Source organism: Corynebacterium sp. HMSC064E07, assembly GCF_001815745.1.
GTDB lineage: Bacteria > Actinomycetota > Actinomycetes > Mycobacteriales > Mycobacteriaceae > Corynebacterium > Corynebacterium jeikeium_D.
The window spans coordinates 145,468-167,891 of record NZ_KV821809.1; the positions used below are offsets into that span (position 1 = coordinate 145,468).

The following is a 22,424-nucleotide window of genomic DNA, read 5'->3' on the forward strand; positions in this document are numbered from 1 at the left end:
TAAAGGATGATTTCTTGATTTTATTCGCTTACCGCGAATGGTTCGCGGTAGGCATGTCAGGTGGTGCGCTTCCTCAGCGATTTCAGCAATCTCAATCAGCGGATCCCTCCAGTCGCTGTGTGAGTGCTTCGGCCAGCTGTTCACGGTCATCGAACGGGTGAATCACGCCACCGATATCCTGGCCGGTTTCGTGTCCCTTGCCAGCCACCACGATGCTGTCACCGCTGTGGGCGAGCTCGACGACACGGCGAATTGCCTGGCCGCGATCGCCGATTTCCTCAACAACCGTGTCAGAACTGGCCTTGCCGCTGGCAACGGCTTCCTTCGCACCGGCGACCACGGCCGCACGGATTTCAGAGGGCACCTCGGAGCGTGGGTTGTCATCGGTGATGATGACGACATCGGCACCGCATGCAGCCTCAGCTCCCATAATTGGACGCTTGGCACTATCGCGGTCGCCACCGGCGCCGACGACAACCAGCACGCGACCTTCGGTCTGTGCGCGCAATGTGGCCAACACCTCAGCTACTGCGGCTGGCTTGTGGGCATAGTCCACCACAGCCAGGAAGTCCTGTCCGCGGTCGATGCGCTCCATGCGGCCTGGCACACGCACCTGTGCCAGACCGCTCTTGGCCGCGTGATTGGCATGCCCAATCGCATCGAGCACAGCCCATGCGACTGCGGCATTGGCAACGTTGAAAGCACCCGGCAGAGGAACTTCCACCTCAACTGTGTCAGTGTTATTTCGCGTTAGCTCCACATGTTGGACACCGTTGGTGGCGACAGTGGCTGCAGCGGCGTGCCATTCTGCAAAGACCTCGGCAGCTGGCGTCTTGTCGGTTACGCGATGCTGAGTATGGACAGTGGTGACTTGGACATCCGGGTCGCCGGCAGCGATATCTGCCATGCGGACACCCCAGTCGTCGTCGATGCACACGACAGCCTTCGGTGCATGTGTCGGACCTGCGGGATCAAAGAGCTTGGCCTTGGCTTGGAAATACTCTTCCAAGGTCTTGTGGAAGTCCAGATGATCCTGCGAGAGGTTGAGGAAACACCCGACCTCGAAACTGACTCCGTCTACACGCCCCAACGACAGTGCGTGAGAAGAAACCTCCATGACAACGTGCGTCACCCCCTCGGAGAGCATCTGGTGGAACAGGCGCTGGAGGGCCGGAGCTTCTGGGGTAGTCAGGCTCGACGGAACGGCACGGCCATTGATGCGCGTGCCGGTAGTACCAATGATGCCTGTCGAGCATCCAGCTGCCAGGAGCGCGCCCTCCAGCATGTAGGTCGTGGTGGTCTTGCCAGAGGTGCCGGTAACCCCAATGATGGTCAGTGAATCCGAGGGGTGATCGTAGATTTCTGCAGCAACGTGCCCCATGACGGCCCGGACATCGTCGACAACCAGGACTGGTCGAGTCTCCCCTGCTTCCCGCAGGATTTTCAGACCTTCCTCATCAGTCAGGATCGCTGTAGCAGCCGACTGCTGCGCGTAGCGCGCACCATGCGTGCGAGTACCTGGGACGGCAGCAAACATTCCGCCTTCAGGCACTTCGGCAGCGTTGAGTTCGATTGCGGCGATATCCGCTCCTGCCGCCGCGGATTCGGTAATGCCGTCAAGTCGGCCATGCGCGAGGTTACACATTTTCGCAAGGGTGGCGGTCATTGGCTGTTCCCTCTTTCAAGTCAGTCGTTGGTGTACAACAGGTTGGAAAAATTCAAGAGATTCACTTTGCAGAAACCAAAGTAATAAAAGTCTGTGTATTAGTGCTGTCGCGGTAACTTCATTGTGGTGGTGACCTCGTTACGGCTGCAGCAACAACTTGCCCTCGCGGGGTGGCGACGGCGGTACGTTGTAGCGGTTAAGCGCCCAAGCGGCGATGTCCTTAAACAGTGGGGCTGCTGACTGACCGCCGTCACCATGGACACCACGCTGGGGTTCGTCAAGCATAATGCCAATGACAAAACGGGGATCGTCGGCAGGCGCGATGCCTGCAAACGTGATGTGGTACTTGGAATTCGAGTACGCGCCGGTGTCGGGGTCAAACTTCTGCGCCGTACCTGTCTTGCCTGTGAGCGAGTATCCCTCAATACTATTGCCGGCCGCGGTACCCGACTGCTGCCCCGTGGGATCAGACTGCATAACGCCTTCAAACATAGCGCGCACAGTTTGGGCGGTCTCCGGGCTAACCACACGCACTGTTTCCGGGCGCTCTGTTGCCGTCTTCGTGCCGTCCGGGGAAATTGTCGAACGAATCATACGCGGCGGGATGCGCTCGCCATCGTTGGCGATTGCCTGGAAAACTCCTGTCATCTGCAGCAGTGTCATGGCCATACCCTGACCAATGGGCAGGTTCGCAAATGTACCGCCGGACCACTGCGGACGCTGTGGCACAAAGCCGGACGATTCACTGGGCAACTCGATACCCGTGGACTGCCCCAGCCCGAAGAGATGCAGCATCTCAGCGAAGCGGTCCTGACCCAAACGCTCTGCCAGCATTAGGGTGCCGACATTGGAGGACTTGCCGAATACACCGGTCGTCGTGAAAGCTTCCGTGCCGTGCTCCCATGCATCGCGCACGGTGACACCCGCCATATCAATCGTGCCCGGGACCTGCAGAACCTCATCCGGTGTGGTCTTGCCATCTTCGATAGCGGCCGCGGCGGTAATGATCTTTGCTACAGAGCCCGGCTCAAATGGGTTCGATACAGCGGAGTTTCCGATAGTGCGCCCCTCTTCGAGCTCGGCCCCCATATCCTTATTCGGGTTAGCCGTGTCCGCCTGCGCCATTGCTAGCACTTCGCCGGTCTTCGCGTCGAGCACAACTGCCGACGCATCTTTCGCTCCCGAGTTGGCCTTCGCCTGGTTGACCTGCTGCTGGACAAAGTACTGCATGTCTAGGTCCAGGGTCAGCTCGTATGTCGTACCGTCCACAGCCGCGTGAACATCGCGCGTGGATCCCGGGATTGCCACGCCGTTGGAGGCGATATCAATGGTCTTGCCACCGTTAATACCCTGCAAAGTGGCATCACGAGAGGCTTCAAAGCCGAACTGGCCGACGCCATCCATGCCAATCTTGCCGATGACGTTAGCCGCCGTCGCCCCATTCGGGTACTGGCGAATATCCTGACGCTCCGCCACCAGTTCCGGATACTTTTCCACGATGGCGGCGGCCTTGTCCGGATCGACATTACGCACGAGCACCTCGTAGGTGCTGTCCTCATTGCGCAGCTTCTCTAGAATGTCCTTCGAGCTCACCCGGGACGGCGCGCTCATCACCGAGTTCTCCTCGGTTTCGGGTTCCGCTTGACGACGGCGACTGCTTCCCGACTTCTCCGCGTCGATGTCGGCCACGTCGAGTAGCTTCGGCAAATCCTTGGCGATCTGCTCGAGGCGTTCATCGTAGGCAGCGACATCATCCGGGCGCTGCTTATGTGCGTCCCCAATCCACTTGCGCAAAGTGTTCGGGTGCACGGTAATACTGCGTGCCTCCATCGTGAAGGCAAGCTGAGCTCCATTACGGTCGAGAATCGCACCGCGCCGAGCTGCATCAACAACTTCCACCGTGCGCTGATTCTGTGCCGCCGCAGAAAGGTCAGGACCTGCGACGAGCTGCACCCAAGCCAAACGGGAGACCAGCACTACAACTGCGATAGCGCCTATAAACTGCAGCCAGTTGCGACGTCGGATGAAGTCCTTATTACTAATGCGCATTTTTTCGCGCGGGGGCACGCTTCGGTTGGTATTGGCATCGAGCCCCCGGCTGCGCTGACCATCCCGAACGCGACTTTGGCCTCTGCGCTCACGGGATGTAATTCGGTAAGCACGTTCGCCGAAGTCATACCCCCCTCCACGGTTGGGGTAGTCGTCTTCAGATCGAATCATGCGCTAGTGCTTTCTACTAAGTCGATTCTCCCGCGCGATAACGTTAGGCGGTATTCCCTGCCATCGCGAGTACTGAATTAATTAGTCTACAGTCGCCCGACCAGAAACAGTGGAACCGCCAGAATATCGGACAGTTGGCCAGTTTGGCCGTGTTTGTTTTCTAAGTTCCTACGGTGCTGGAGCTGGCTCGGGTGCCGGAGCTTCCGGTGCTTCCGGCGCCGCGGCTGGCGCTTCTGGGGCTGGCGCTGGCGCTTCAGCCTCAGGCGCGGGTGCCGGAGCCGGCGCAGGTGCTGGTGCGGGCTCATGGTTCTGCGGCGCATACGGAGCGGTTGCCGGCAACCCGTTCGGACGTGGGTGCGCTTCCTCAATGGCCGGTGCCTGCATCCCCGGAACATTCTCGGTGTCCTTCGGGTTCGACGACGGCGCATGCGGAACATTCGGCGACTCACTGTTGAGGTCGATAATCTTCTGCTGCTTCTCATCGCCCGGTCGCACTTCCACGACCTTGCCTTCCGGATCAGTCGTCAAAACGGCAGGCTGCTCCGGATTGACCATGCCCTCTTCCACAGCACGCTGCGCGATAGCACCGGTTGACTTCATGTAAGCAACATCCCGCTCGAGCACCTCCAGCTGGTTACGCAGCTCCTTTTCCTTGGTCTGCGCAGCATCCAGCTGCAAGGATGTCGAGGTCGAAATACCCGACAGCCACATCGCCGCCACGATTCCGGCAACGACGAGAATGATCATCACGGCCGCACCGGCAAACTTGTGGTTATCCCTCGAGGACGTCGTAACGCGACGCCCACGCACCGAGATGACCTGCTGAGAACCTGTGCGCCCAAACCGCCTGCGCTGATAAAGATCCTGTTTCGTGCGGGCGCTGCGACCGCGCTGACGAGTCTTCGTCTTGGCACCGGCGACGGTTGCAGATGCGCCGCGGGAGGTGCGCCGGGTGGGGGCGTGCTCCGTGATTGTCGTTGCCATGCTCGAAAGTTCTCCCAGTACTTAGATCGTTAAGGGTGCGTTTGGTGCGGTTGAAAGGTTTGGGTCAATCGGCTCGAATTCGCTCGATACAGCGAACTCTCACCGGTGCGGCTCGGGGGTTGTCTTCGATCTCGCTTGCCGACGCCTTCTCCGCACCTCTCGTGATGAGAGCAAAGTGCGGTTCATGCCCCGGAAGCTCCATCGGGAGCCCCGGTGGGGTTGTCGACTTCACGCGCTCCGCAAAGTCCTTCTTGACGATGCGGTCTTCCAGACTCTGGTAGCTCATGAACACTGCACGCCCATCGACTGCGAGTGCATCGCAGACCTGCGGCAGCACATTTTCCAGAGCTTCAAGCTCACGATTTACCTCGATACGAAGAGCCTGGAACGTACGCTTGGCCGGGTGTCCGCCCTTACGACGAGATGCCGCCGGAATGGTTTCGTAGAGCAGCTCAACCAGACGACCGGAAGTCGTAAACGGTTCCTTCTCCCGCTCACGCAGGACTGCCGAGGCGATCTTGCCGGCGAAGCGCTCGTCGCCGTAAGTCGATAGGATGCGCGCGATATCACCGTGCGAATAGGTATTGAGCACATCCGCTGCGGTAATCCCCTGGCTTGCATCCATGCGCATGTCCAGCGGGGCGTCGACTCGGTAGGCGAATCCACGATTGACCTGGTCAAGCTGCATCGAGGAAACACCGAGGTCGAAAAGCGCACCTGCAATGCCCTTCTCAGCGGCGCGGGCGAGAATGTCCTCCGCGCCACTTCCACCAGCGGCTGCAGAAATTTCACCACTGAGCACCTCGGCGAGCGAATCGAAACGCACACGGAACCCTACAAAGCGATCACCGAAGCGCGCGAGACGTTCTTCTGCCCCTCGCAATGCATTGTCATCGCGATCGAGTCCAACAACGCAGAGCTTCGGGAACTGCTCCAACAGGTATTCCGTGTGTCCACCGGCACCAAGAGTGCCGTCGACAACTACTGCGTCGTCACCCAGTGCCTCGATGCCCGGGCGCAATAAATCAGTTACTCGGTGAAGCAAAACGGGGACATGACCAAACTCGCCGGACTTGCGATCATCCGCAGGTGCCGATCCGTTCATTTCCCCTCCTCACCGGGTATGTTCGCACTGGTCAGAGAATCTATCGAGTGTATTCCCGGTTTGCTTAACGACGAGTGCCGCGCCAGCAACCAGACCGCACCTCATGAGCACTACTGGGAATGCTGCTATCGGTGCTTAAAACAAAAAGCGGGGATGTTCACAGGGCCCCGCCTGACAGAACCTGGTATCGGGGAAGTACACCAGGGGCTATCAGGCAGAGTCCATGCGGACATTCCCTCTTTTCGGTTATTCCAAGCGGTTTATAAAACGCCGAACAGCGAGTCATCCTCACCTTCGGAGAAATCAGCTTCATGCTCCGCCTGGTAGGCCTCCCAGGACTCTTTGTCCCAGATCTCCAGAAAGTCAATAGAGCCGATAACCACGCACTCCTTGGAGAGATTCGCGTACCGACGGTGATCCATCGATAACGTGATTCGCCCCGAGCCATCAGGACGCTGCTCATCTGTGCTCGCCGCAAGATTACGGATGAAAGCTCGCGCCTTGGCATTCGTACGAGAGGCCTTAGTAGCCCGCTGAGCTAATTTGACGAACTCCTCTTTCGGATACACCGCCAGAGAATGATCCTGTCCCTTAGTGACCATCAGGCCACCTGCGAGATCCTCGCGGAACTTCGCCGGCAACGTCAGGCGCCCTTTGTCATCAAGCTTCGGCGTATAGGTGCCCAGAAACATGCGTCACTGGCCTCCTATCCCCGTGTCAACCTCAATGTCAACGCACAAACGCTTACCGAATTCAGGGATTTAGGCGTTGCCTTCAAGCAGAGCCAGAGGGCTGCGCTTTACCGCAGTGCCAAAATCTCGCCAAACCTTAAGCGCAAATCGGATATTCACTTCTGCAATGTTGACCAACCTCAATCAACATCACGCCCCACTTTACCCCACTATCTGCCACTATCAACACAAGAAGGAGAAAAATAGTCACAGCATCAGCGCAACCCCACCGCCAGGACATCCATTTTAACCCAATTGACCTGGGATTTTAAAGAATCCTCTCGACAATTAAAGTGCGAATAAAAAGTGGGGCACCCACCCGCGACCACGCCGACAACGACGCCACACCAACCACATTGTTAACAGAAAGCAGTTTACGCCCCACTACCCACCACCTACCTGCTAGAAACTATCCAGATTGAACCTGATCGCCAGAATTAGCGCGTTGACCTGCAATTTTGTGTCGCCAGAGCCAAACATTCGGAAATACCAGCAACGACCGAAGATAAGAATTCCCTCACCCCAATAGCTAAGTGGAGGAAAGTGGGGACTCGGGGTGGGGCAAAGTGGGTGAGATCTTGTGGAGACGATTCACGTCTAGAAAAACAAAAAAGTGAGGGCAAGCCATCGCTGGCTTGCCCTCACTTGTTAATTCTTGAGGCTTATCCCCTAACGCCCCTCGAAGCGGCCACGGAAACGCGATTCCAACGTGGAATCACCAGAGGAGCCACGGCTACCCGAGGTCCCTCGACGACTCTTTGCCGCCCCGGACTTAGACTTTCCAAAGCTCAGCCCCGAAGCAGAACTAGCCTTCTCCTGCTTACCGGCGCCGGTCAGAGCCCAAACGCCGGAACCGAACATAAGGCCAAAGCCGGCAACCGATAACACAATGAACCAATTGCTCACAGAGAAAAGAGCGACGCCGCCAATCAACATCAGCAGACCGAGGAGCATGAGCGCAAAAACCTGGATGGAAAACCCACGAGGTGCGCTGTTTTCCTCCGGAAAGCTGAACGCATTTCCGGCCATCGTCGAACTAAATTTAGGATCCTCAGCGTAGAGTGCAGACTCGATTTCGTCGAGCATCCGCTGTTCGTGCTCAGATAGTCCCACAATTCCTCCATCGCCTACTTGAGCATTGCCCACCGCGATACTGGCGAGCCTTGACCCCTCAACTAACAATGCCGATACAACAAAGTTAATTACAGGCCACGTGCTGCTAACGCGGCGTCCGTTAGCTTCATTCTTACCCCTTCAACGGGCGACTCACCTCTATTGTTCCATGAATCCGAACAATCCCCCATTTATTTAGGAAAGCAACGCTCTAACACGCCCCCACCGGCTTACGCAGCCGCGGACAGAACACCCAGCTCAGCCCGGACAGCCCCCAAGAATGCACAACTTAAATCCCACAACTCCTGCGCCCGCCGAGAGTCAATGCGACGCGAAATACCCAACCGGACTTCCTCACGCAGCGCGGTGAACTGCTCAAACTTGGTGACCCAGCTATCAAATTCGGGCTGCTCTTTCTTTAAACGCAACCAGGCACTCTGTGTTGCCGAACGACGACGCTTAACTACCGAGCCCGAACGAGCGCCCGAGCCAGAACCCCCAGCCACCGACACATCGTCGCGATTCAACAGCGCGCCTGCGCAACGCAGCGCCGCACAGTAGGAAAGCTCCAACATCTCATCAGAGCTGGCATTCCAAGCATTCGCTAGCAGAGCCTCTGCCCGCCCCAGCAGCTCCAGCGATTGCCTTGAGACACCGACCGGGGCGACCAAACCCGACTGCGAAATCGCCCTAAACTCCACCACGTTCGACCTTGCCACCACCCTGCTTCTCCTTTCACACAGCATTCACATGAGCACGGATTTTCCGCTTCCCCTTAGCGGGATTGACTGCAATCTATCCCCAACCCCGGACTACGCCAGGCATAATTTCGCACAACTGTTCGACTCGATGTTATTGCAGTAATCTCACAACTAAGTTCGTCTAAGTCGCTAATCTGGTCACTGTGAAATACAGCGTGGTTCCGATGACAGCAGGAGACTTCAATCTCCGCCTGCAAGAAGCAGTGGCTCTCTACATCACCGCGATGCAGTACAACCCCGCGATCTTGCCCGGTCGTCTCCACGAATGGCAGAAGCAAACCACTCAACCCGGCTTCATGGCTGCTGCAGCCATAGCTCACCCCGAAGAGCTCTCCCCTGCCCACGCTCTCCGCGACCCGCGCTGCAGGTTGGTCGGCATCGGCTACTGCCGTACAGGATTGGACACGCACTGGTGGTATCGCCAGGTAAGAGATGGACTGCTCATGGACGGGCGCTCGCTACCGGACGTCGTCAAGCTCTTGGGCAACTACGCCGAACTGTCTGAGATTCACATTCACCCCAGCTTTCAGGGGCGGGGACTCGGTAAACGGTTGCTCCACGAGTTGGTCGATTCCCGCCCGGAGACGCGAGTTCTGTTGTCAACCCCGGAATACCCGAATGAGGCCAATAGGGCATGGCAGCTCTACCGCCAATTTGGTTTCAAAGATGTTTTAAGGAACTTTTATTTCACAGGGGACTCTCGTCCCTTCGCAGTTCTAGGAGTAGATCTTCCCCGTGACATCATCACCGAGTGAACCTTCCACACCACGTCAACGACTTTCGCCTCTGCGCATTGCCACAGCAATGGCCGGAATTGCCGCCATCTTGCCGCTCAGCGGCTGCTTTGACGCACAGGCTGGCATTACCATTTCCGGCGACGACAGAGTCTCGGGCACAATTCACGTAACACCCACGGAGGAAGTCCGTTCCCAATTTGAGCAGTGGCAAGTACCGGAAGATCTCTCCGACCGCGTCTCGCAGGGAGTAATCGACTCCTCCACAGGAAAGATGGAAGTCTCGTTCAACGAGCTGCACTTCATTGAACTCACCGATACGCTCCGACAGCTTTCCGACGATCGCGTAGACATCGACCTAGACCGTACCGGTGGCGGCAAGATTTCGATGAACGGCCACATGGATTTGACTCACCTGCCCGGCGCGAAGGTTGATTTCGTCGTCGCGTTCCCGGAGCAGGTTACTGACTCCAATGGCCGCCAGACCGAACCGAACAAGGTGGAATGGCAGCTCGCCAGTGGCGAGAACCATAATGTATGGGCTTCGTCGCCGGCTGGATCCACCAAGCGGAATCAATTCCTATTATTTGCCGGTGTGACCACAGCCGCCGGTGTCCTAGCCTCAGTGCTAGGTGTCCTGTGGGCGCGAAGAGTTCGCGACATGCAGGACTTTTAGCAATTAAAAACCGCCGCGCAGCATATCCTGGCCGGTGCCCCATTCGGGCGCCATGCCGAGGTTGTGCAAAACGTCCTGGGAGGCGCGAGCGAAGTTCATAGTCATAAAGTGCAGCCCCGGCACGCCTTCGGCGATGAGCCGCTCTGCCATGTTGGTCGAAAACTCGATACCAATCTTGCGAATCTCATCTTTATTGGCCTGCTCGTCACCATCTGCTGCCTTAATCAGGCGTTCCTCCAAATCGGATGGCAACTGTGCCCCGGAGAGCTCAACCTGCCTGCGCACTGAGCGCAGCGATGTAATCGGCATCAGCCCCGGAATGATGGGCTTGGCACCGTGCACTGGGTCGGCTTCCACCAGGCGGTCTCGAAGGCGCAAGTAGTGCTCAATATCGAAGAACATCTGCGTAATCGAGTATTCGGCTCCCGCGCGCAGCTTGGCCAGCGTGTACTGCGTGTCATGGTCCAAATCCGGCGAGCGGTAATGTCCCTCCGGGAACGACGCAATGCCGATTTCAAATTTCTCGAACTCCGGCTCGGCCTTAATTAGCTCAATCAGTTCGCTGGCGTAGTGCAGACCGCCCTCGGTCTCCACCCAAGGGCCAAGCGGGTCTCCCGGCGGGTCACCACGCAGAACGAGCAGATTCGTCAGCCCCGCGCTGAGATAAGAGCGCAGGATTTCCCGCAGCTCGTCGACAGTGTGCTCTACCAATGTCAGGTGCACAAGCGTTGTAAGCGGCTGCCTCGAAACGCGCTGGGCGATTCGCAGGGTGCGGTCGCGGCTAGAACCACCGGCGCCGTAGGTCACGGATGCAAAGGAGGCACCAAGATCATGGAAAGCCTCAGCTGCTCGGAGAAGACGTTCCTCGGCCGCGTCGTCACGCGGGGGCATGAACTCGACCGAGAAGGGAATACTGCCCGCGCTCGGCATTGAAAGCGCCTGGCGGATTGTCACTTGGCGGCCTGGCGACAGTGGCATTGTTGAGGACATAGTCACTCATACTAAGCGGTGTCCTATTCTTGAGTCAGCATTACCCGTCATCGACGAGAGGCTCACATGAGCGAAGAACTGGATTTGGCCGCGCTACAGCCCCGCGAAGTACCAGCTACTGTTACCAAAACGCTGGAGAATTACCTCAAAAGCCGTGGCGACGATGTCGCGTCGGTCGATGCGGTGTACACCGAGGCCATAGATTCGCTCCACTCCTTCGTCCTCAATGGGGGCAAGCGCGTGCGTCCAGCCTTCGCCTGGCAGGGGTGGTTGGGGGCAGGCGGCCTCGAAGGCCGTTTCTCCCCAGCCGAGGATTCCCTGGCTGTGATGAACGCGGTGAGTGCCTTGGAACTCATTCAAGCCTGCGCACTCATTCATGACGACATCATCGATGACGCTGATACGCGCCGTGGCGCACCGACTATCCACAAGGTATTCGAGGCCAAGCACGAGGCCAATAGCTGGAATGGAGCCGCCGACCGCTTCGGTATTTCCGCCGCGATTCTCATTGGCGATGTCGCCCTGACCTGGGCTGATGACATGATGCACTCTTCAGGCCTCAGCTCGGAGGCGCTAACCCGCGCACTTGTCCCCTGGCGGGCGATGCGCACTGAAGTACTTGGCGGCCAACTGCTCGATATCACGGCCGAAGCCAGCCGGGACAGTCGCGTCGAGACCGCTGAGAAAATCAATCTGTTCAAGACCGCCGCCTACACCATCGAGCGGCCGCTCCACATTGGTGCTGCGATTGCCGGCGCCCCAGCGGAATTGGTTGAGGCCTACCGCAGCTTCGGCCGCGATATCGGTGTGGCATTCCAGCTCCGCGACGATCAGCTGGGTGTTTTCGGCGATCCCGAAGTCACGGGCAAGCCTGCCGGCGATGACCTCCGCGAGGGCAAGCGAACCGTACTGGTCGGCCAGGCTTTAAGCCTCTACCTCGATTCCGCACCTGAAAAGGCCCGCTTTATCGATGAACGCCTGGGAGCGGTCTCGTCTGCTGCAGATATTGATGAGCTACGAAATCTCATCGCTGATTCCGGCGCTGCCGATGCCGTCGAACGTGAAATTGACCGCCTGACCAGCCGCGCTTTCTCCACTATCGAGAATGCCGACCTGCCTGCAACGTCGCGCGAGAACCTCATTGCTATGGGCGTTCGCGCCACCGCTCGTCAGCATTAGACCAGGTGTTGCGTAGTCATGCCCGCTGCTTCCCCCACTCGTGCCCCCATTAATTCCCCGCGTCTGCGACGTGCGGTCACTCGTCCTCATAAGGGCTCCAAACCACGACTGACCATCATCGGCGCAGGCCTGTCCGGACTTACCGCCGCGCTCTACGCCATCGCCGATGGCTACGATGTCACCGTTGTCGAGCGGGGAAGTTTCGTCGGCGGACGCTGCGCCAGTGAACCCATCACAGTCGATATCGACGAGCAATCGCTCACCGCAGTCTTCGACACTGGCGCAACTGTATGGACCATGCCCTCGCTTGTCGACGATGCCCTCGCCGCCGTCGGCCTCTACGCGCGCGATATCGACCCGGGTTTTTCGGCCTCCCCAATCACGCCCACCTACCGTGCGGAATTTGCCACCCGCGGCGGACTCGACGTGTTTTCCAACGAAGACATGATGGCCGATGAACTCGCGCGCTTCGGTGCCTCTGACTCCACCGTCGCCGGTTACCGCAAACTTCGCACGTGGCTGCAAACTCTCTTCAATGCCTGCTTCGACAACTTCATGTCCCGCAGCTTTGACCGCGTTACGGACCTATTCACCGGGCCCGGCGCGCTTCGCGACCTCACTACGCTCCTCCGACTCGGTGCCTTCGGCGCCCTCGAACCTAAGATTCGTGCCTTCCTCGGAGATAATGATCTCGCTCGCGTTTTCAGCTTCCAGGCGCTTTACGCAGGTGTGCCTCCCGCTAAGGCCCGTGCGGTCTACGGCTGCATTTCCCACATGGATACCTCGATGGGGGTTTACTATCCGCACTCCCCCGCATTTGGTTCGGGTATAGGCGCCGTCAGCGAGTTGCTCGCCGAGGCCGTCCGTCGAGCTGGCGGAACCATCGACTTCGGCGTTGATGTCACTGGGCTGAAAGTTGACGAAGCAGGCTTTGTCTCCGCCATCACCACGGCAACTGGCGAGCGTCCCACCGATGCCGTCATCGCTACGACCGATTTACCTGTGGTGCAGAGCTGGCTTCACGACGCGGCTACCTCTGCCGCCGGTAGCTCATCGAAGCGGCGAGGCCTTCGGAGCGTCGTAAAGCGGACGGGAGCGCGACGGTTGTTCCCAGTTCGATTTTCTCCATCGGCGGTGGTGGCGCACGGGCTGATTCCGGTTTCGGAGACTGCGACGTGGCCGAAGCGGCATCACCTGATTTCGTTTGGCGAAAAGTGGAACGAAACCTTTGAGGAGATCTCGTCACCGCGTCATGGAAAGCTAATGTCGGACCCATCATTGCTGGTCACCCGGCCTGCGGTGAGCGCGCCGGAGCGTATTGTCACAGATGCGAACGGCGTGCAGTGGGAGCCCGTCAGTGTGCTCGCGCCGTGCCCCAACTTGCAGTCGGCCAATCTGATCTGGTCACGAATCGGTGGGGACTACGTTGCGAAAATAACCGCTGAGCTGGAGCGGCGCGGACTGACCGGGATTTCTACGAAGTGGCGAGTCGGTCGGATCGATACCCCTCAGCAGTGGCAAGAACGCGACATGGGCGTTGGCTCGCCGTTTGGGCTGGCGCATCTGTTCCGACAGACGGGGCCGTTCCGTCCCCGCAACTTCTCTCCGAAGATGCCAAAGAATCTGACGCTGGCGGGATCGACGACGGTGCCGGGGGTTGGCGTGCCGACGGTCATGATTTCGGGACGACTTGCGGCACAGCGGTTTGAAACGCCTTAGCTCATGAATGTCTCCCGGATGTCTGCCGGTGGTCACTGACCAACTAGGATTAATGCATCAGCAATGTATCGATTGTTTAGGTTGACATGAATTTATCGCGGAGTGCTCAGCTGGGTGTCTACGGTGGCATCCTCATTGCTCTGGGCTCCTACGGTTCCGGTGCGAATCGCTACCGTGGCGGCCTTGTCCACGCTCTGGGACTCGACTGGATCACCTACGGTCACGGTCAGATTTTCTGTGAGATTGTGATTTGGGTAGGTATCGCCCTGCTGCTTATCTCGTGGCTGCGCATCGGGCGGGAACTGCTGTTCTCGAAGGGGACCATCCGGGACATTGTGGCCGGTTCTGCCCATGATGGCGACGCAGCAGACGCTGCGGTTCCAGCGAACGCTGGCGGCGATGAGTCCACGTTGCGTCGGTTCAATTCAATCCTGATGGCCTGGGCAATTCCCCTCGCGCTGGCCGCACCGCTGTTCTCTCGCGATGTCTATTCGTATCTCATGCAGGGCGCGATGGTCCGCGATGGGTTTGATCCCTACACTGAGGGAGCTGCAGCCAATCCAGGGCCGATGCTGCTGGAGGTATCCGCAGATTGGCGGAATACCACCACCCCGTATGGCCCGCTGCATCTGGGAATTGGCGAGGTCATCACGCGGATTGTCGGCGACAACATCACCGTCGGCGTGATTCTCTACCGCATTGTGTGTCTGCTGGGCTTCGCCGCCATTGTCTGGTCGATCCCGCGAATCGCCCGGGAGCTTGGAGCAAATCCGGCTTTCGCACAGTGGCTCGGTGTGCTCAATCCACTGGTGCTACTGCATCTGATTGCGGGTATGCACAACGAGGCACTGATGGTCGGATTGGTCAGCCTGGCACTAGTCGCCGCACTGCACATGGAGCGCATGCGGGGTGGCCTGGTCGCTGCTGTCCTCATCGGAATTGGCGTCGCGCTGAAAGCCACCGCTGTCCTGGCGCTGCCCTTCGTCGTGTGGATTGTGTTGACCAGGCGCGAGCCCATCGCCACGGTTCAAGAGATGCTGCGCAAGATTCCGGCGATTGCCGGTGTGGGCATCGTGTTGGTCGCAGTTTGCGTCGGCACGCTTGCAGTGGTGACGTGGCTGACCGGCTCGAGCTGGGGCTGGATTTCCGAGATCAGTGGCAATACCAAGGTGATTAACCCCCTGGCAGCACCGTCAGCGGTCGCTGGTGTGATCTCGGGCGTCATGGCGTGGTTCAACGACGACATCGGTTTCAATGTCATCGTCAGCCACACACGCGTGGTCTCCTCTATCATCATGCTGGTGGGACTCGTGATCTCCTGGTTCTACTTCCGAGCCACCCCTCGTAACAATGTCGCTGGCATGATTGCCGCCTACGTGGTGGCCTGCGTATTTAATGCCGTGGCACTTCCCTGGTACTACGCCAGCTTATTGACTCCCATGGGAACGATTCGCCCGCCACGATGGGTGGTTCAAGGCACCGTGTTGTTCACATTCATCCTGTCGCTGTCCTTCGCCGGCGGCGGCAATCACCGCTTCTACGACGTGCCCTGGATGGTTATCATTACCGTTCTCGGCTGGCTGGCCGTCGGCTGGCTGACCACTGGAAAATTCAGCTGGAAGTACCCGTGGCGTGACGATAAAACCGCCGCAGACACGGATTCCACGGTGGCGCCCCTGTCGCGGTCGACCGAGGTCGCATAGTTGTCCATGCCCACCCCACAGCCTCTCTCGACCATCGCGCTGCCACAGTCCTACGAGCTCTGCCGCGATATTATGGCCTCCCACGGTCGCACGTATTCCCTGGCCACGCGACTATTGGCACCCCGCCAACAGCGTGCGGTGTGGTCTCTCTACGCCTGGGCACGCATCGTCGATGACTACGTCGACTGCCCCGCCGACGCCGACCGCTCCCCCACGCACATCGAAGCCACGGTCACACGTTTAAGCGAGCTTTTCCACTCAGCTGTCGTCATCGGTTCGCTTGACGACGTCCACCGCGACCGCGACCGTGCCGTCATCTCGGCGGCCGCACAGACTTTTCGCGACTACGACATCGATCCACAGCTCTCTGCGGACTTTGTTCACTCCATGTTGATGGACGTGCCCGACACATCGTGCCACATTGCGCATTTTGAAACATGGGAGCAACTCGACTCGTATATGTGGGGCTCCGCAGCAGTCATCGGCCTTGAGATGATGCCCATCCTAGGCACCCGCGCAGGGGTCTCCCGCGAGGAAGCCACTCCCTACGCAGAGCTCCTGGGAAAAGCCTTTCAGGTGACGAATTTCCTCCGCGACATCGCCGAGGATTTTCGCCGTGGCCGTATTTACCTACCACTGAATGAGTGGGAGGCCTTCGGAGTGGGTACCGAGGAGATCGGCTACTGTGCCGCCACGGGACAGACGACCCCGGCGGTACGTCAGGCATTGGCCTTCTTCATCGCTCGCAACCGCGCACTCTATGCCGAAGCCAGCAGCGGCGTGGACATGTTAGAGGTGCCAGGGCGTCAGGCTATCCGTGCCGCGGAGATTCTCTACTCAGACATTCTCGGCGAAATTGAGCGCATGAACTACAACGTCTTTGCGCAACGCGCTCAAGTGGGACGCGCTCGAAAAGCAAAAATCGCCCTCCCGCTGCTTTTCACAGCAGTGGCCGGGCGATTACGACAGGAGCTATCGCGGGCGTAGGACGGCGGGCGTAGGACGCCGTCCGGGTCTTTACAACGCCATAGCCTGTGCGCGGCGCATTACTTCGCGTGCAAGGTGACCGTGCAGGGCGTCCACCGGACGTCCAGGCAGAGATTCATCTTCGGTGAATAGCCACTCCAGCGTTTCTTCTCGCGTGTAGCCGCCGTCGGCAAGCAATGCGAGTGCGCCAGGTACAAAACGCGCGACCTCATCATCTTCAAAGAAGCGGGCGGGAATTTGTGCAATGCCGTCGCGGTGGACTGCAATAAGGCGACCCTCCTGCAGCAACGCGTGAATTCGAGTGACGGTGACGCCAATGAGGTCAGCGGCATCGGGCAGCGCAAGAGTGGGTTCGTCGGCGCTCAGGACATCGTGGCAAGTTGGAATCTTTCTCACACTGGTCACTTTAGCGCGTTGGCCTTGCAGTAGGTACGTCCCCATATACTTATTAGAAGCAACTGATTGGAACAGGGAAGGCTGGTTTATGTCGCAGCTTGTCGAGGGGCAGATTCTCGATGGTCGCTACCGCATCGGAGCCACCATCGCACACGGTGGCATGAGCACCGTGTACTGCGCCACCGATTTGCGGCTCGATCGCAGGGTGGCCGCAAAGGTCATGGATCCGCGTTTTGTCGACGACGAGTCTTTCCGCATCCGCTTCGAACGTGAGGCCCGCGCGGTCGCGCACCTCAATGACGAGTCGCTTGTCAACGTCTACGACCAGGGCACGGACCCGGCGGGGCATGTTTTCCTCATTATGGAATTCGTCGACGGTGGGACCCTCCGCGAACTGCTCCGTCAGCGCGGTCCGATGCCTCCGCATGCAGCTGCCGTCGTGATGCGCTCAGTTCTGCGCGCCCTATCGGTGGCGCATTCCCGCGGCATGGTGCACCGAGATATCAAGCCGGAAAATGTGCTGATTGCCTCGGACGGGCGAGTGAAGCTGGCGGACTTCGGTCTAGTGCGCGCGGCCGCTGATGCCAAGGTGACCTCTAACTCGGTCATCGTCGGCACCGTCGCTTATCTGGCTCCGGAGCAGGTCACGGGTGAATCCATCTCCCCTGCCTCCGATGTGTATGCGGCGGGTATTTTGCTCTTTGAGCTGCTTACCGGCACCACGCCATTCATCGCCGATTCTTCGCTCGGCGTTGCCATGAAGCGATTGAACGAAGATGTCCCGCCACCCTCGGAGCTCATCGACGGCGTTCCCGAGGAGTTCGACGAGTTGGTCGCCCGCGCTTGTTCCCGCAGGCCGGAGGATCGGTTTGAGACGGCCGAGGAATTCGGTGACGCACTCGAAGACATTGCGGACAAACTCGCGCTGCCACCATTCCGCGTGCCATCGCCCGTCAATTCAGCAGCCGCCAACGCTGCCGCCATGGAGGGGCTCACAGAGGACTTCCACCGACCGGGCAACGACCATTTCGATGACAGACACGGCACCGCAGAGACGGCACCCGAGCGCTTCGGTCACGACGGCTATGGCTTCTCGACGGACGCACCCGGTAGCCCCGTTTCTTCCCGACCACCGGGACCACCAAACGTTTTCGATGATTTCGACGACCCGGATGCGGGGCGGACACGCACTTTCGATCGCTATGACGAGTACAACCCCACTGGCTGGGAATCCCCGGAGCCGTCTGGTGGAGCTCTCGTACCAGCCGACGTTCCAGGCGCTCCGGAATATCCGCTGCCGCCGGACACTCAGGGGCCACAGCACCCACAGCATCCGCAGCCGCGATCTGCTCAGACTCAGACGCCTAAGAGCCGTCGAGCTACCCGACAGCGGACGCGCCGTGGATGTGCATTGTGGCTGATTATCGCCCTGGTTGCCACGTTGGGCATGGGGCTTGGCGCGTGGTGGCTGGGCTCTGGCCGTTATGGCGAAGTGCCCTCTATCACTGGGCTGTCGCAACCACAGGCGATGACCGCAATCAGTGAGGCGGGCTTTGAACCGGTGGTTGATGAGCGCTACGACAACGATGTCGCAGTGTCCCAGATTATTGGCTCGGACCCCCTAGCTGGAGCGCGGGTTGTCCGCGGTGATGATGTTCGCGTACTGGTCAGTCTCGGCCGCCCGACTGTGCCCGCATATCCCGCGAACCACTCAAAGGAAGTGTTCAGCGCTGCCCTAGCTAAGCGGACGTTGAAAGAAGAGGTCGGAGACCCCGTCTTTTCCGATGATGTCTCCACCGGCGGCTTGGTCTTTGCGGTTCCTGCTCCAGGACAGACCGTCGAAGTTGGCTCGGTTGTGACTGTGCATTACTCCAAGGGGCCAGCACCGGTGAAGGTGCCAAAAATCGTGGGCCTTCAAGAGGATGAAGCTCGTGAGCTGTTGAGTAAGGCCGGACTGGAAGTCCGGGAGGTATCGGCGGAGTTCTCCTCCTCTGCTGAGCCGGAAGAGGTTCTTTCCGTGTCTCCTGAGGAAGGCACTGGCCTCGAACGCGGTAGTTCTGTGACGTTGACCATTAACAACGGCATCGAAGTGCCCAATGTCGTGGGCAAGTCGGAGGATACTGCTCGCCAAATACTGCAGCGCGAGGGCATTGAGGTAAGCGAAGTAAAGGACGCGTCCTCCTCCTCGCGCGACTACGGCCGTGTCGACGCAGTCTCACCGAGTGCAGGTCGTTTGGTTAACCCCAATGATGCGACTGTCACGCTGACGGTGTCCAGAGCAGTGAAGGTTCCGCAGCTGCTGGGTAAAACTGTTGCGCAGGCACGTCGTGAAGCGGAGAAACAGCATCTTCAGCTCGACATCGACGGCTCTGCGAACGATGACGATCGCATCGTATTGCAGTCACCCCGACCGGGCGCTAAGGCCACGGCGGGCGACCGCATTTCGGTCAGCACTCTGTAAAAAGTGCAGCGCTCCACTGAACGCGGTGCTGCACTAGCTGGGCTAGTTGTACCTAGCTGAGCTGGTTGCAACTAGTTGCGCAGCATCTCGGCAACCAGGAAGGCCAGCTCCAGCGACTGCTGAGTGTTCAAACGCGGGTCGCAGGCGGATGCGTAACGGCCTGGCAGATCGACATCGGAAATGTCCTGCGCGCCACCGAGGCACTCAGTGACATCTTCGCCGGTCAGCTCCACGTGGATACCACCCGGGTGCGAGCCGATCGAGCGGTGCACCTCGAAGAAGCCCTGAACTTCGTCGACAATGCGGTCGAAGTGGCGGGTCTTGTAACCATTGGAGGCCGAGTAAGTGTTGCCGTGCATCGGATCGCACTGCCAAATGACCTTATGACCAGAAGCTTCCACAGCCTCAACGATGGGAGGCAGCACGGAGCGAACCTTGTCATTGCCCAGACGCGAAGTCAGGGTCAGGCGACCAGGCTGGAAGAACGGGTCGAGCTTGTCGGCGTAAGCGACAGCCTCCTCCGGCGTGGTGGTCGGGCCAATCTTCACACCGACGGGGTTGCCAATCATGGCAGCCAGGTTGATGTGGAAGTCCTCAATACCACGGGTGCGCTCACCAATCCACAGCTGATGCGCGGAGAGGTTGAACAGCTCCTGATTGCCATCGTTTTCAGACAGGCGCAGCATAGCGCGCTCGTAGTCAACAACCAGTGCCTCATGCGAGCAGTAAATTTGCGCGGTCTGCAGGTTCGAGTCCGCAACACCACAGGCAGCCATGAACTGCAGTGCGTGATCAATCTCGCGTGCCAGGTCCTCGTAGCGGGCGCCAGCCGGCGAGTTGCTGACGAACTCACGGTTCCACTCGTGCAGACGATGCAGGTCAGCGGTGCCCGAACCTGTCAGTGCACGTACCAGGTTCATCGCCGCGGAGGCATTGGCGTAAGCACGCACCATTCGAGCTGGGTCGTGAACTCGAGCTTCTTCAGTCGGCTCAACGCCGTTGACCATGTCGCCGCGGTAGCTAAGCAAGCCGTCGCCGTCGATGTCCTTCGAGCGCGGCTTAGCGTACTGACCAGCGATACGAGCCATCTTTACAACCGGGGTGGATGCGCCGTAGGTCAGCACAACGGCCATCTGCAGCAAGGTCTTCACATTGGCGCGAATGTGCGGCTCAGTATTGGACTCAAAGGTCTCCGCACAATCACCGCCCTGCAACAGGAAGGCCTTACCATTAGCGACGTCGGCAAGCTCCTGACGAAGCTTGCGAACCTCAGGCGCGACCACAATTGGCGGCACCGATTCGAGAATGCGACGCACGTTTGCAGCGGCGCGGGCATCCCAGCTTGGCTGCTGTAGGGCTTGGCGGGATACGACATCAGCAAAGCGCTCAGCCATGTCTCCGGGAAGCGGTGGCAGATCGGGCAGGTCATCTACAGGGAGATCAATAGTCCAACTCACAGAAGTTCATTGTAGTGCCCCTGCCAGAAGGGTGTTAGTCAGGTCACCAAATATTCGAATTCCGTTGCTTAATCAAGCGGCAACTTCTGTGCAATCTTTTGAAACTTCAGCAGATTGTGCTGGGCATCTGCCAGCGCGTCGTGCTTACCTGCAGTCTGTTTCGGCAACCGTGGCTTGCCCGCCATCTCCCAGTACTGCTTGAGTTCACGGGTATAACGTGGCATGAACTGCGGCAGCTTGGTCATATCACCCCAAAGCTGCACCAACGCAATGTGATCGTAGGCGCCTACCCAAGCCCACAGCTCTGGGCTGCCCGTACCGGGTTCGGTGAAAAATGCCAGCAGTTCCTCGCGGATCGTGTCCCGGTTCTTCCACAGCGGAGATGAGGGGTTGGGCAGCTGATTGAGCACGTTGGCCCGCACCCACGGGCCGGCCTTGCTCTCATTGAACTCGGTAGACACCGCGTAGTATTCGCGGCCGTCCTCAGCTACGACACCGATGGAGACAAGATCAATAGTCTTGCCGTCTTCAATAAACTCGGTGTCATAAAAATAACGCACGGTGTAGAATCCTCTCCAGCCTCGGCCTCGCGTCGGCTACCTCGCGACCAAAAGACCGTGGAGCCCTACCGAGCAAATCTTACCCATGCACCGAATCGCCATAGGAAGTGTGCAGCCCCACTGTCGCGAAAACTATCTGCGCCTAATTATTCTAGCGAGCGCGTCGGAACCAGCGACGAGGGGTCGGCTTCGGCCCCGGAGCCGGAGTGGTCAGCTCTCCACCCGGCTCGGTTCCCGCTGGATAGCCGGTGCCGGCCTCCAAGGACTTCTTCACATCAGTCGCGTAAGCATCGACATATTCCTGACCCGAAAGCTTCTGAATTTCCTTAATCAGGTCATCCGTCAGCGCCCTGGCCGCTTCATACTCATCGCTGTACTTGGCTTTGTACTCCGACGGATCAATCGGATCGCCGATAATCGTTCCGACCTTCACCGGACGAGGAATCCACGAACCAATCGGGTTGGCCTTCTCCGTATCAATCATCGCCATTGGGAACACCGGCACACCGGACTCCAGCGCTACACGTGCCGCACCAGTTTTACCGCGGTACAGTCGACCATCCGGACTACGGGTGCCTTCCAAGGAAATGCCCAGCAGGTCACCGCGTGACAGCACCTTCAAGCCTGCGTTCAGCGCATCGCGAGCTGCATCACCAGAGGTACGGTCAATCGGCACCTGCCCCACCGAGGAGAAGAAGAACTTCTGGATACCGCCGACAAAGCCCGGCGTGGTGAAGTACTCCGCCTTCGCCAGGAACGTCAGCTGACGACGGCAGACCAGTGGGAAGAAAAAGTGATCCATCACAGCAAGGTGGTTCGACGCCATCAGCGCTGGACCTTCCTGAGGAATCTTCTCACCACCGATGTAGTACGGGCGATTATAGATCCGCAGCCAAGGGCCAATGAGGATGTACTTAAAGAACTTGTACCAGCGATTATTCACAGTTTAAAACTATACAGGTTCAGGTGGTCCGACGATCCA

19 protein-coding genes are annotated in these 22,424 nt (G+C 58.9%); 7 read left to right on the forward strand and 12 right to left on the reverse strand.

Annotated elements, in window-relative coordinates; translation table 11 throughout:
* Nucleotides 1-91: 91 nt before the first annotated feature.
* The 7 genes from HMPREF3053_RS03495 to HMPREF3053_RS03525 all read right to left on the reverse strand — a co-directional run bounded on the left by HMPREF3053_RS03495 (nucleotide 92) and on the right by HMPREF3053_RS03525 (nucleotide 8,538).
* Nucleotides 92-1,666, reverse strand: a complete 1,575-nt coding sequence (locus HMPREF3053_RS03495) for a UDP-N-acetylmuramoyl-L-alanyl-D-glutamate--2,6-diaminopimelate ligase (RefSeq protein ID WP_070767280.1) — start codon at nucleotides 1,664-1,666, stop codon at nucleotides 92-94.
* 138 nt (nucleotides 1,667-1,804) lie between these two features.
* Nucleotides 1,805-3,886 carry a peptidoglycan D,D-transpeptidase FtsI family protein gene (locus tag HMPREF3053_RS03500; RefSeq protein ID WP_083317210.1) on the reverse strand — a complete coding sequence of 694 codons (2,082 nt, stop codon included), beginning with the start codon at nucleotides 3,884-3,886 and terminating at the stop codon, nucleotides 1,805-1,807.
* Between the two features lie 168 nt (nucleotides 3,887-4,054).
* Complete coding sequence (locus HMPREF3053_RS03505; RefSeq protein ID WP_070429546.1) at nucleotides 4,055-4,870, reverse strand: cell division protein FtsL; 816 nt, start codon at nucleotides 4,868-4,870, stop codon at nucleotides 4,055-4,057.
* 64 nt (nucleotides 4,871-4,934) lie between these two features.
* The gene (rsmH, locus tag HMPREF3053_RS03510) at nucleotides 4,935-5,975 is read right to left on the reverse strand and encodes a 16S rRNA (cytosine(1402)-N(4))-methyltransferase RsmH (RefSeq protein ID WP_070767281.1); all 1,041 of its coding nucleotides are present in this window, start codon (nucleotides 5,973-5,975) and stop codon (nucleotides 4,935-4,937) included.
* A 260-nt stretch (nucleotides 5,976-6,235) separates the two neighbouring features.
* The gene (mraZ, locus tag HMPREF3053_RS03515) at nucleotides 6,236-6,667 is read right to left on the reverse strand and encodes a division/cell wall cluster transcriptional repressor MraZ (protein WP_005510286.1); all 432 of its coding nucleotides are present in this window, start codon (nucleotides 6,665-6,667) and stop codon (nucleotides 6,236-6,238) included.
* Nucleotides 6,668-7,375: 708 nt separating this feature from the next.
* A complete protein-coding gene (locus HMPREF3053_RS03520) occupies nucleotides 7,376-7,819 on the reverse strand; it encodes a DUF3040 domain-containing protein (protein WP_016423008.1) in 444 nt (147 codons plus the stop codon).
* A gap of 230 nt (nucleotides 7,820-8,049) precedes the next feature.
* Nucleotides 8,050-8,538: an SAV_6107 family HEPN domain-containing protein gene (locus HMPREF3053_RS03525; protein ID WP_049170259.1), complete on the reverse strand. Its 489-nt coding sequence runs from the start codon at nucleotides 8,536-8,538 to the stop codon at nucleotides 8,050-8,052.
* Between the two features lie 206 nt (nucleotides 8,539-8,744).
* Between HMPREF3053_RS03525 and HMPREF3053_RS03530 the strand changes: the two genes are divergently transcribed.
* Both HMPREF3053_RS03530 and HMPREF3053_RS03535 read left to right on the forward strand, forming a co-directional pair.
* A complete protein-coding gene (locus HMPREF3053_RS03530; RefSeq protein ID WP_049170258.1) occupies nucleotides 8,745-9,335 on the forward strand; it encodes a GNAT family N-acetyltransferase in 591 nt (196 codons plus the stop codon).
* Nucleotides 9,316-9,990, forward strand: a complete 675-nt coding sequence (locus HMPREF3053_RS03535; protein ID WP_049170257.1) for an LppM family (lipo)protein — start codon at nucleotides 9,316-9,318, stop codon at nucleotides 9,988-9,990. Before HMPREF3053_RS03530 ends, HMPREF3053_RS03535 begins: the two co-directional genes overlap by 20 nt.
* A gap of 3 nt (nucleotides 9,991-9,993) precedes the next feature.
* Here the strand turns inward: HMPREF3053_RS03535 and metF are convergent, their stop codons facing one another.
* The gene (metF, locus tag HMPREF3053_RS03540; RefSeq protein WP_070767282.1) at nucleotides 9,994-10,980 is read right to left on the reverse strand and encodes a methylenetetrahydrofolate reductase [NAD(P)H]; all 987 of its coding nucleotides are present in this window, start codon (nucleotides 10,978-10,980) and stop codon (nucleotides 9,994-9,996) included.
* A gap of 66 nt (nucleotides 10,981-11,046) precedes the next feature.
* On the opposite strand from metF, the gene HMPREF3053_RS03545 reads away from it, so the two are divergent.
* The 4 genes from HMPREF3053_RS03545 to HMPREF3053_RS03560 all read left to right on the forward strand — a co-directional run bounded on the left by HMPREF3053_RS03545 (nucleotide 11,047) and on the right by HMPREF3053_RS03560 (nucleotide 16,568).
* The gene (locus HMPREF3053_RS03545) at nucleotides 11,047-12,159 is read left to right on the forward strand and encodes a polyprenyl synthetase family protein (RefSeq protein ID WP_049170256.1); all 1,113 of its coding nucleotides are present in this window, start codon (nucleotides 11,047-11,049) and stop codon (nucleotides 12,157-12,159) included.
* Between the two features lie 18 nt (nucleotides 12,160-12,177).
* A complete protein-coding gene (crtI, locus tag HMPREF3053_RS03550; protein ID WP_048731199.1) occupies nucleotides 12,178-13,878 on the forward strand; it encodes a phytoene desaturase family protein in 1,701 nt (566 codons plus the stop codon).
* Nucleotides 13,879-13,964: 86 nt separating this feature from the next.
* Entirely contained in the window at nucleotides 13,965-15,581 is a 1,617-nt protein-coding gene (locus HMPREF3053_RS03555) for an alpha-(1->6)-mannopyranosyltransferase A (RefSeq protein ID WP_070767283.1), read from the forward strand.
* A 6-nt stretch (nucleotides 15,582-15,587) separates the two neighbouring features.
* Nucleotides 15,588-16,568 (forward strand): phytoene/squalene synthase family protein, encoded by a 981-nt coding sequence (locus HMPREF3053_RS03560; protein ID WP_016423016.1) that lies wholly within the window; start codon nucleotides 15,588-15,590, stop codon nucleotides 16,566-16,568.
* Between the two features lie 30 nt (nucleotides 16,569-16,598).
* On the opposite strand, the gene HMPREF3053_RS03565 is transcribed toward HMPREF3053_RS03560, so the two are convergent.
* Nucleotides 16,599-16,973: an Rv2175c family DNA-binding protein gene (locus tag HMPREF3053_RS03565; protein ID WP_005510311.1), complete on the reverse strand. Its 375-nt coding sequence runs from the start codon at nucleotides 16,971-16,973 to the stop codon at nucleotides 16,599-16,601.
* A gap of 79 nt (nucleotides 16,974-17,052) precedes the next feature.
* Here HMPREF3053_RS03565 and HMPREF3053_RS03570 point away from each other — a divergent pair, with 79 nt between their 5' ends.
* Nucleotides 17,053-19,425: a Stk1 family PASTA domain-containing Ser/Thr kinase gene (locus tag HMPREF3053_RS03570; protein ID WP_070767284.1), complete on the forward strand. Its 2,373-nt coding sequence runs from the start codon at nucleotides 17,053-17,055 to the stop codon at nucleotides 19,423-19,425.
* Nucleotides 19,426-19,496: 71 nt separating this feature from the next.
* On the opposite strand, the gene HMPREF3053_RS03575 is transcribed toward HMPREF3053_RS03570, so the two are convergent.
* The 3 genes from HMPREF3053_RS03575 to HMPREF3053_RS03585 form a co-directional block, all read right to left on the reverse strand.
* The gene (locus tag HMPREF3053_RS03575) at nucleotides 19,497-20,882 is read right to left on the reverse strand and encodes a class II 3-deoxy-7-phosphoheptulonate synthase (RefSeq protein WP_005510339.1); all 1,386 of its coding nucleotides are present in this window, start codon (nucleotides 20,880-20,882) and stop codon (nucleotides 19,497-19,499) included.
* Between the two features lie 68 nt (nucleotides 20,883-20,950).
* Entirely contained in the window at nucleotides 20,951-21,442 is a 492-nt protein-coding gene (locus tag HMPREF3053_RS03580) for a polyadenylate-specific 3'-exoribonuclease AS (RefSeq protein ID WP_016423018.1), read from the reverse strand.
* Nucleotides 21,443-21,593: 151 nt separating this feature from the next.
* Nucleotides 21,594-22,385: a lysophospholipid acyltransferase family protein gene (locus HMPREF3053_RS03585; RefSeq protein ID WP_016423019.1), complete on the reverse strand. Its 792-nt coding sequence runs from the start codon at nucleotides 22,383-22,385 to the stop codon at nucleotides 21,594-21,596.
* Nucleotides 22,386-22,424: the final 39 nt, after the last annotated feature.

Bases quoted from the DNA above. Each gene is read 5' to 3' on its own strand.
- HMPREF3053_RS03495 (WP_070767280.1), bottom strand. From the start codon at position 1,666: ATGACCGCCACCCTTGCGAAAATGTGTAACCTCGCGCATGGCCGACTT.
- HMPREF3053_RS03500 (WP_083317210.1), bottom strand. From the start codon at position 3,886: ATGATTCGATCTGAAGACGACTACCCCAACCGTGGAGGGGGGTATGAC.
- HMPREF3053_RS03505 (WP_070429546.1), bottom strand. From the start codon at position 4,870: ATGGCAACGACAATCACGGAGCACGCCCCCACCCGGCGCACCTCCCGC.
- rsmH (WP_070767281.1), bottom strand. From the start codon at position 5,975: ATGAACGGATCGGCACCTGCGGATGATCGCAAGTCCGGCGAGTTTGGT.
- mraZ (WP_005510286.1), bottom strand. From the start codon at position 6,667: ATGTTTCTGGGCACCTATACGCCGAAGCTTGATGACAAAGGGCGCCTG.
- HMPREF3053_RS03530 (WP_049170258.1), top strand. From the start codon at position 8,745: ATGACAGCAGGAGACTTCAATCTCCGCCTGCAAGAAGCAGTGGCTCTC.
- metF (WP_070767282.1), bottom strand. From the start codon at position 10,980: ATGTCCTCAACAATGCCACTGTCGCCAGGCCGCCAAGTGACAATCCGC.
- HMPREF3053_RS03545 (WP_049170256.1), top strand. From the start codon at position 11,047: ATGAGCGAAGAACTGGATTTGGCCGCGCTACAGCCCCGCGAAGTACCA.
- crtI (WP_048731199.1), top strand. From the start codon at position 12,178: ATGCCCGCTGCTTCCCCCACTCGTGCCCCCATTAATTCCCCGCGTCTG.
- HMPREF3053_RS03555 (WP_070767283.1), top strand. From the start codon at position 13,965: ATGAATTTATCGCGGAGTGCTCAGCTGGGTGTCTACGGTGGCATCCTC.
- HMPREF3053_RS03560 (WP_016423016.1), top strand. From the start codon at position 15,588: ATGCCCACCCCACAGCCTCTCTCGACCATCGCGCTGCCACAGTCCTAC.
- HMPREF3053_RS03570 (WP_070767284.1), top strand. From the start codon at position 17,053: ATGTCGCAGCTTGTCGAGGGGCAGATTCTCGATGGTCGCTACCGCATC.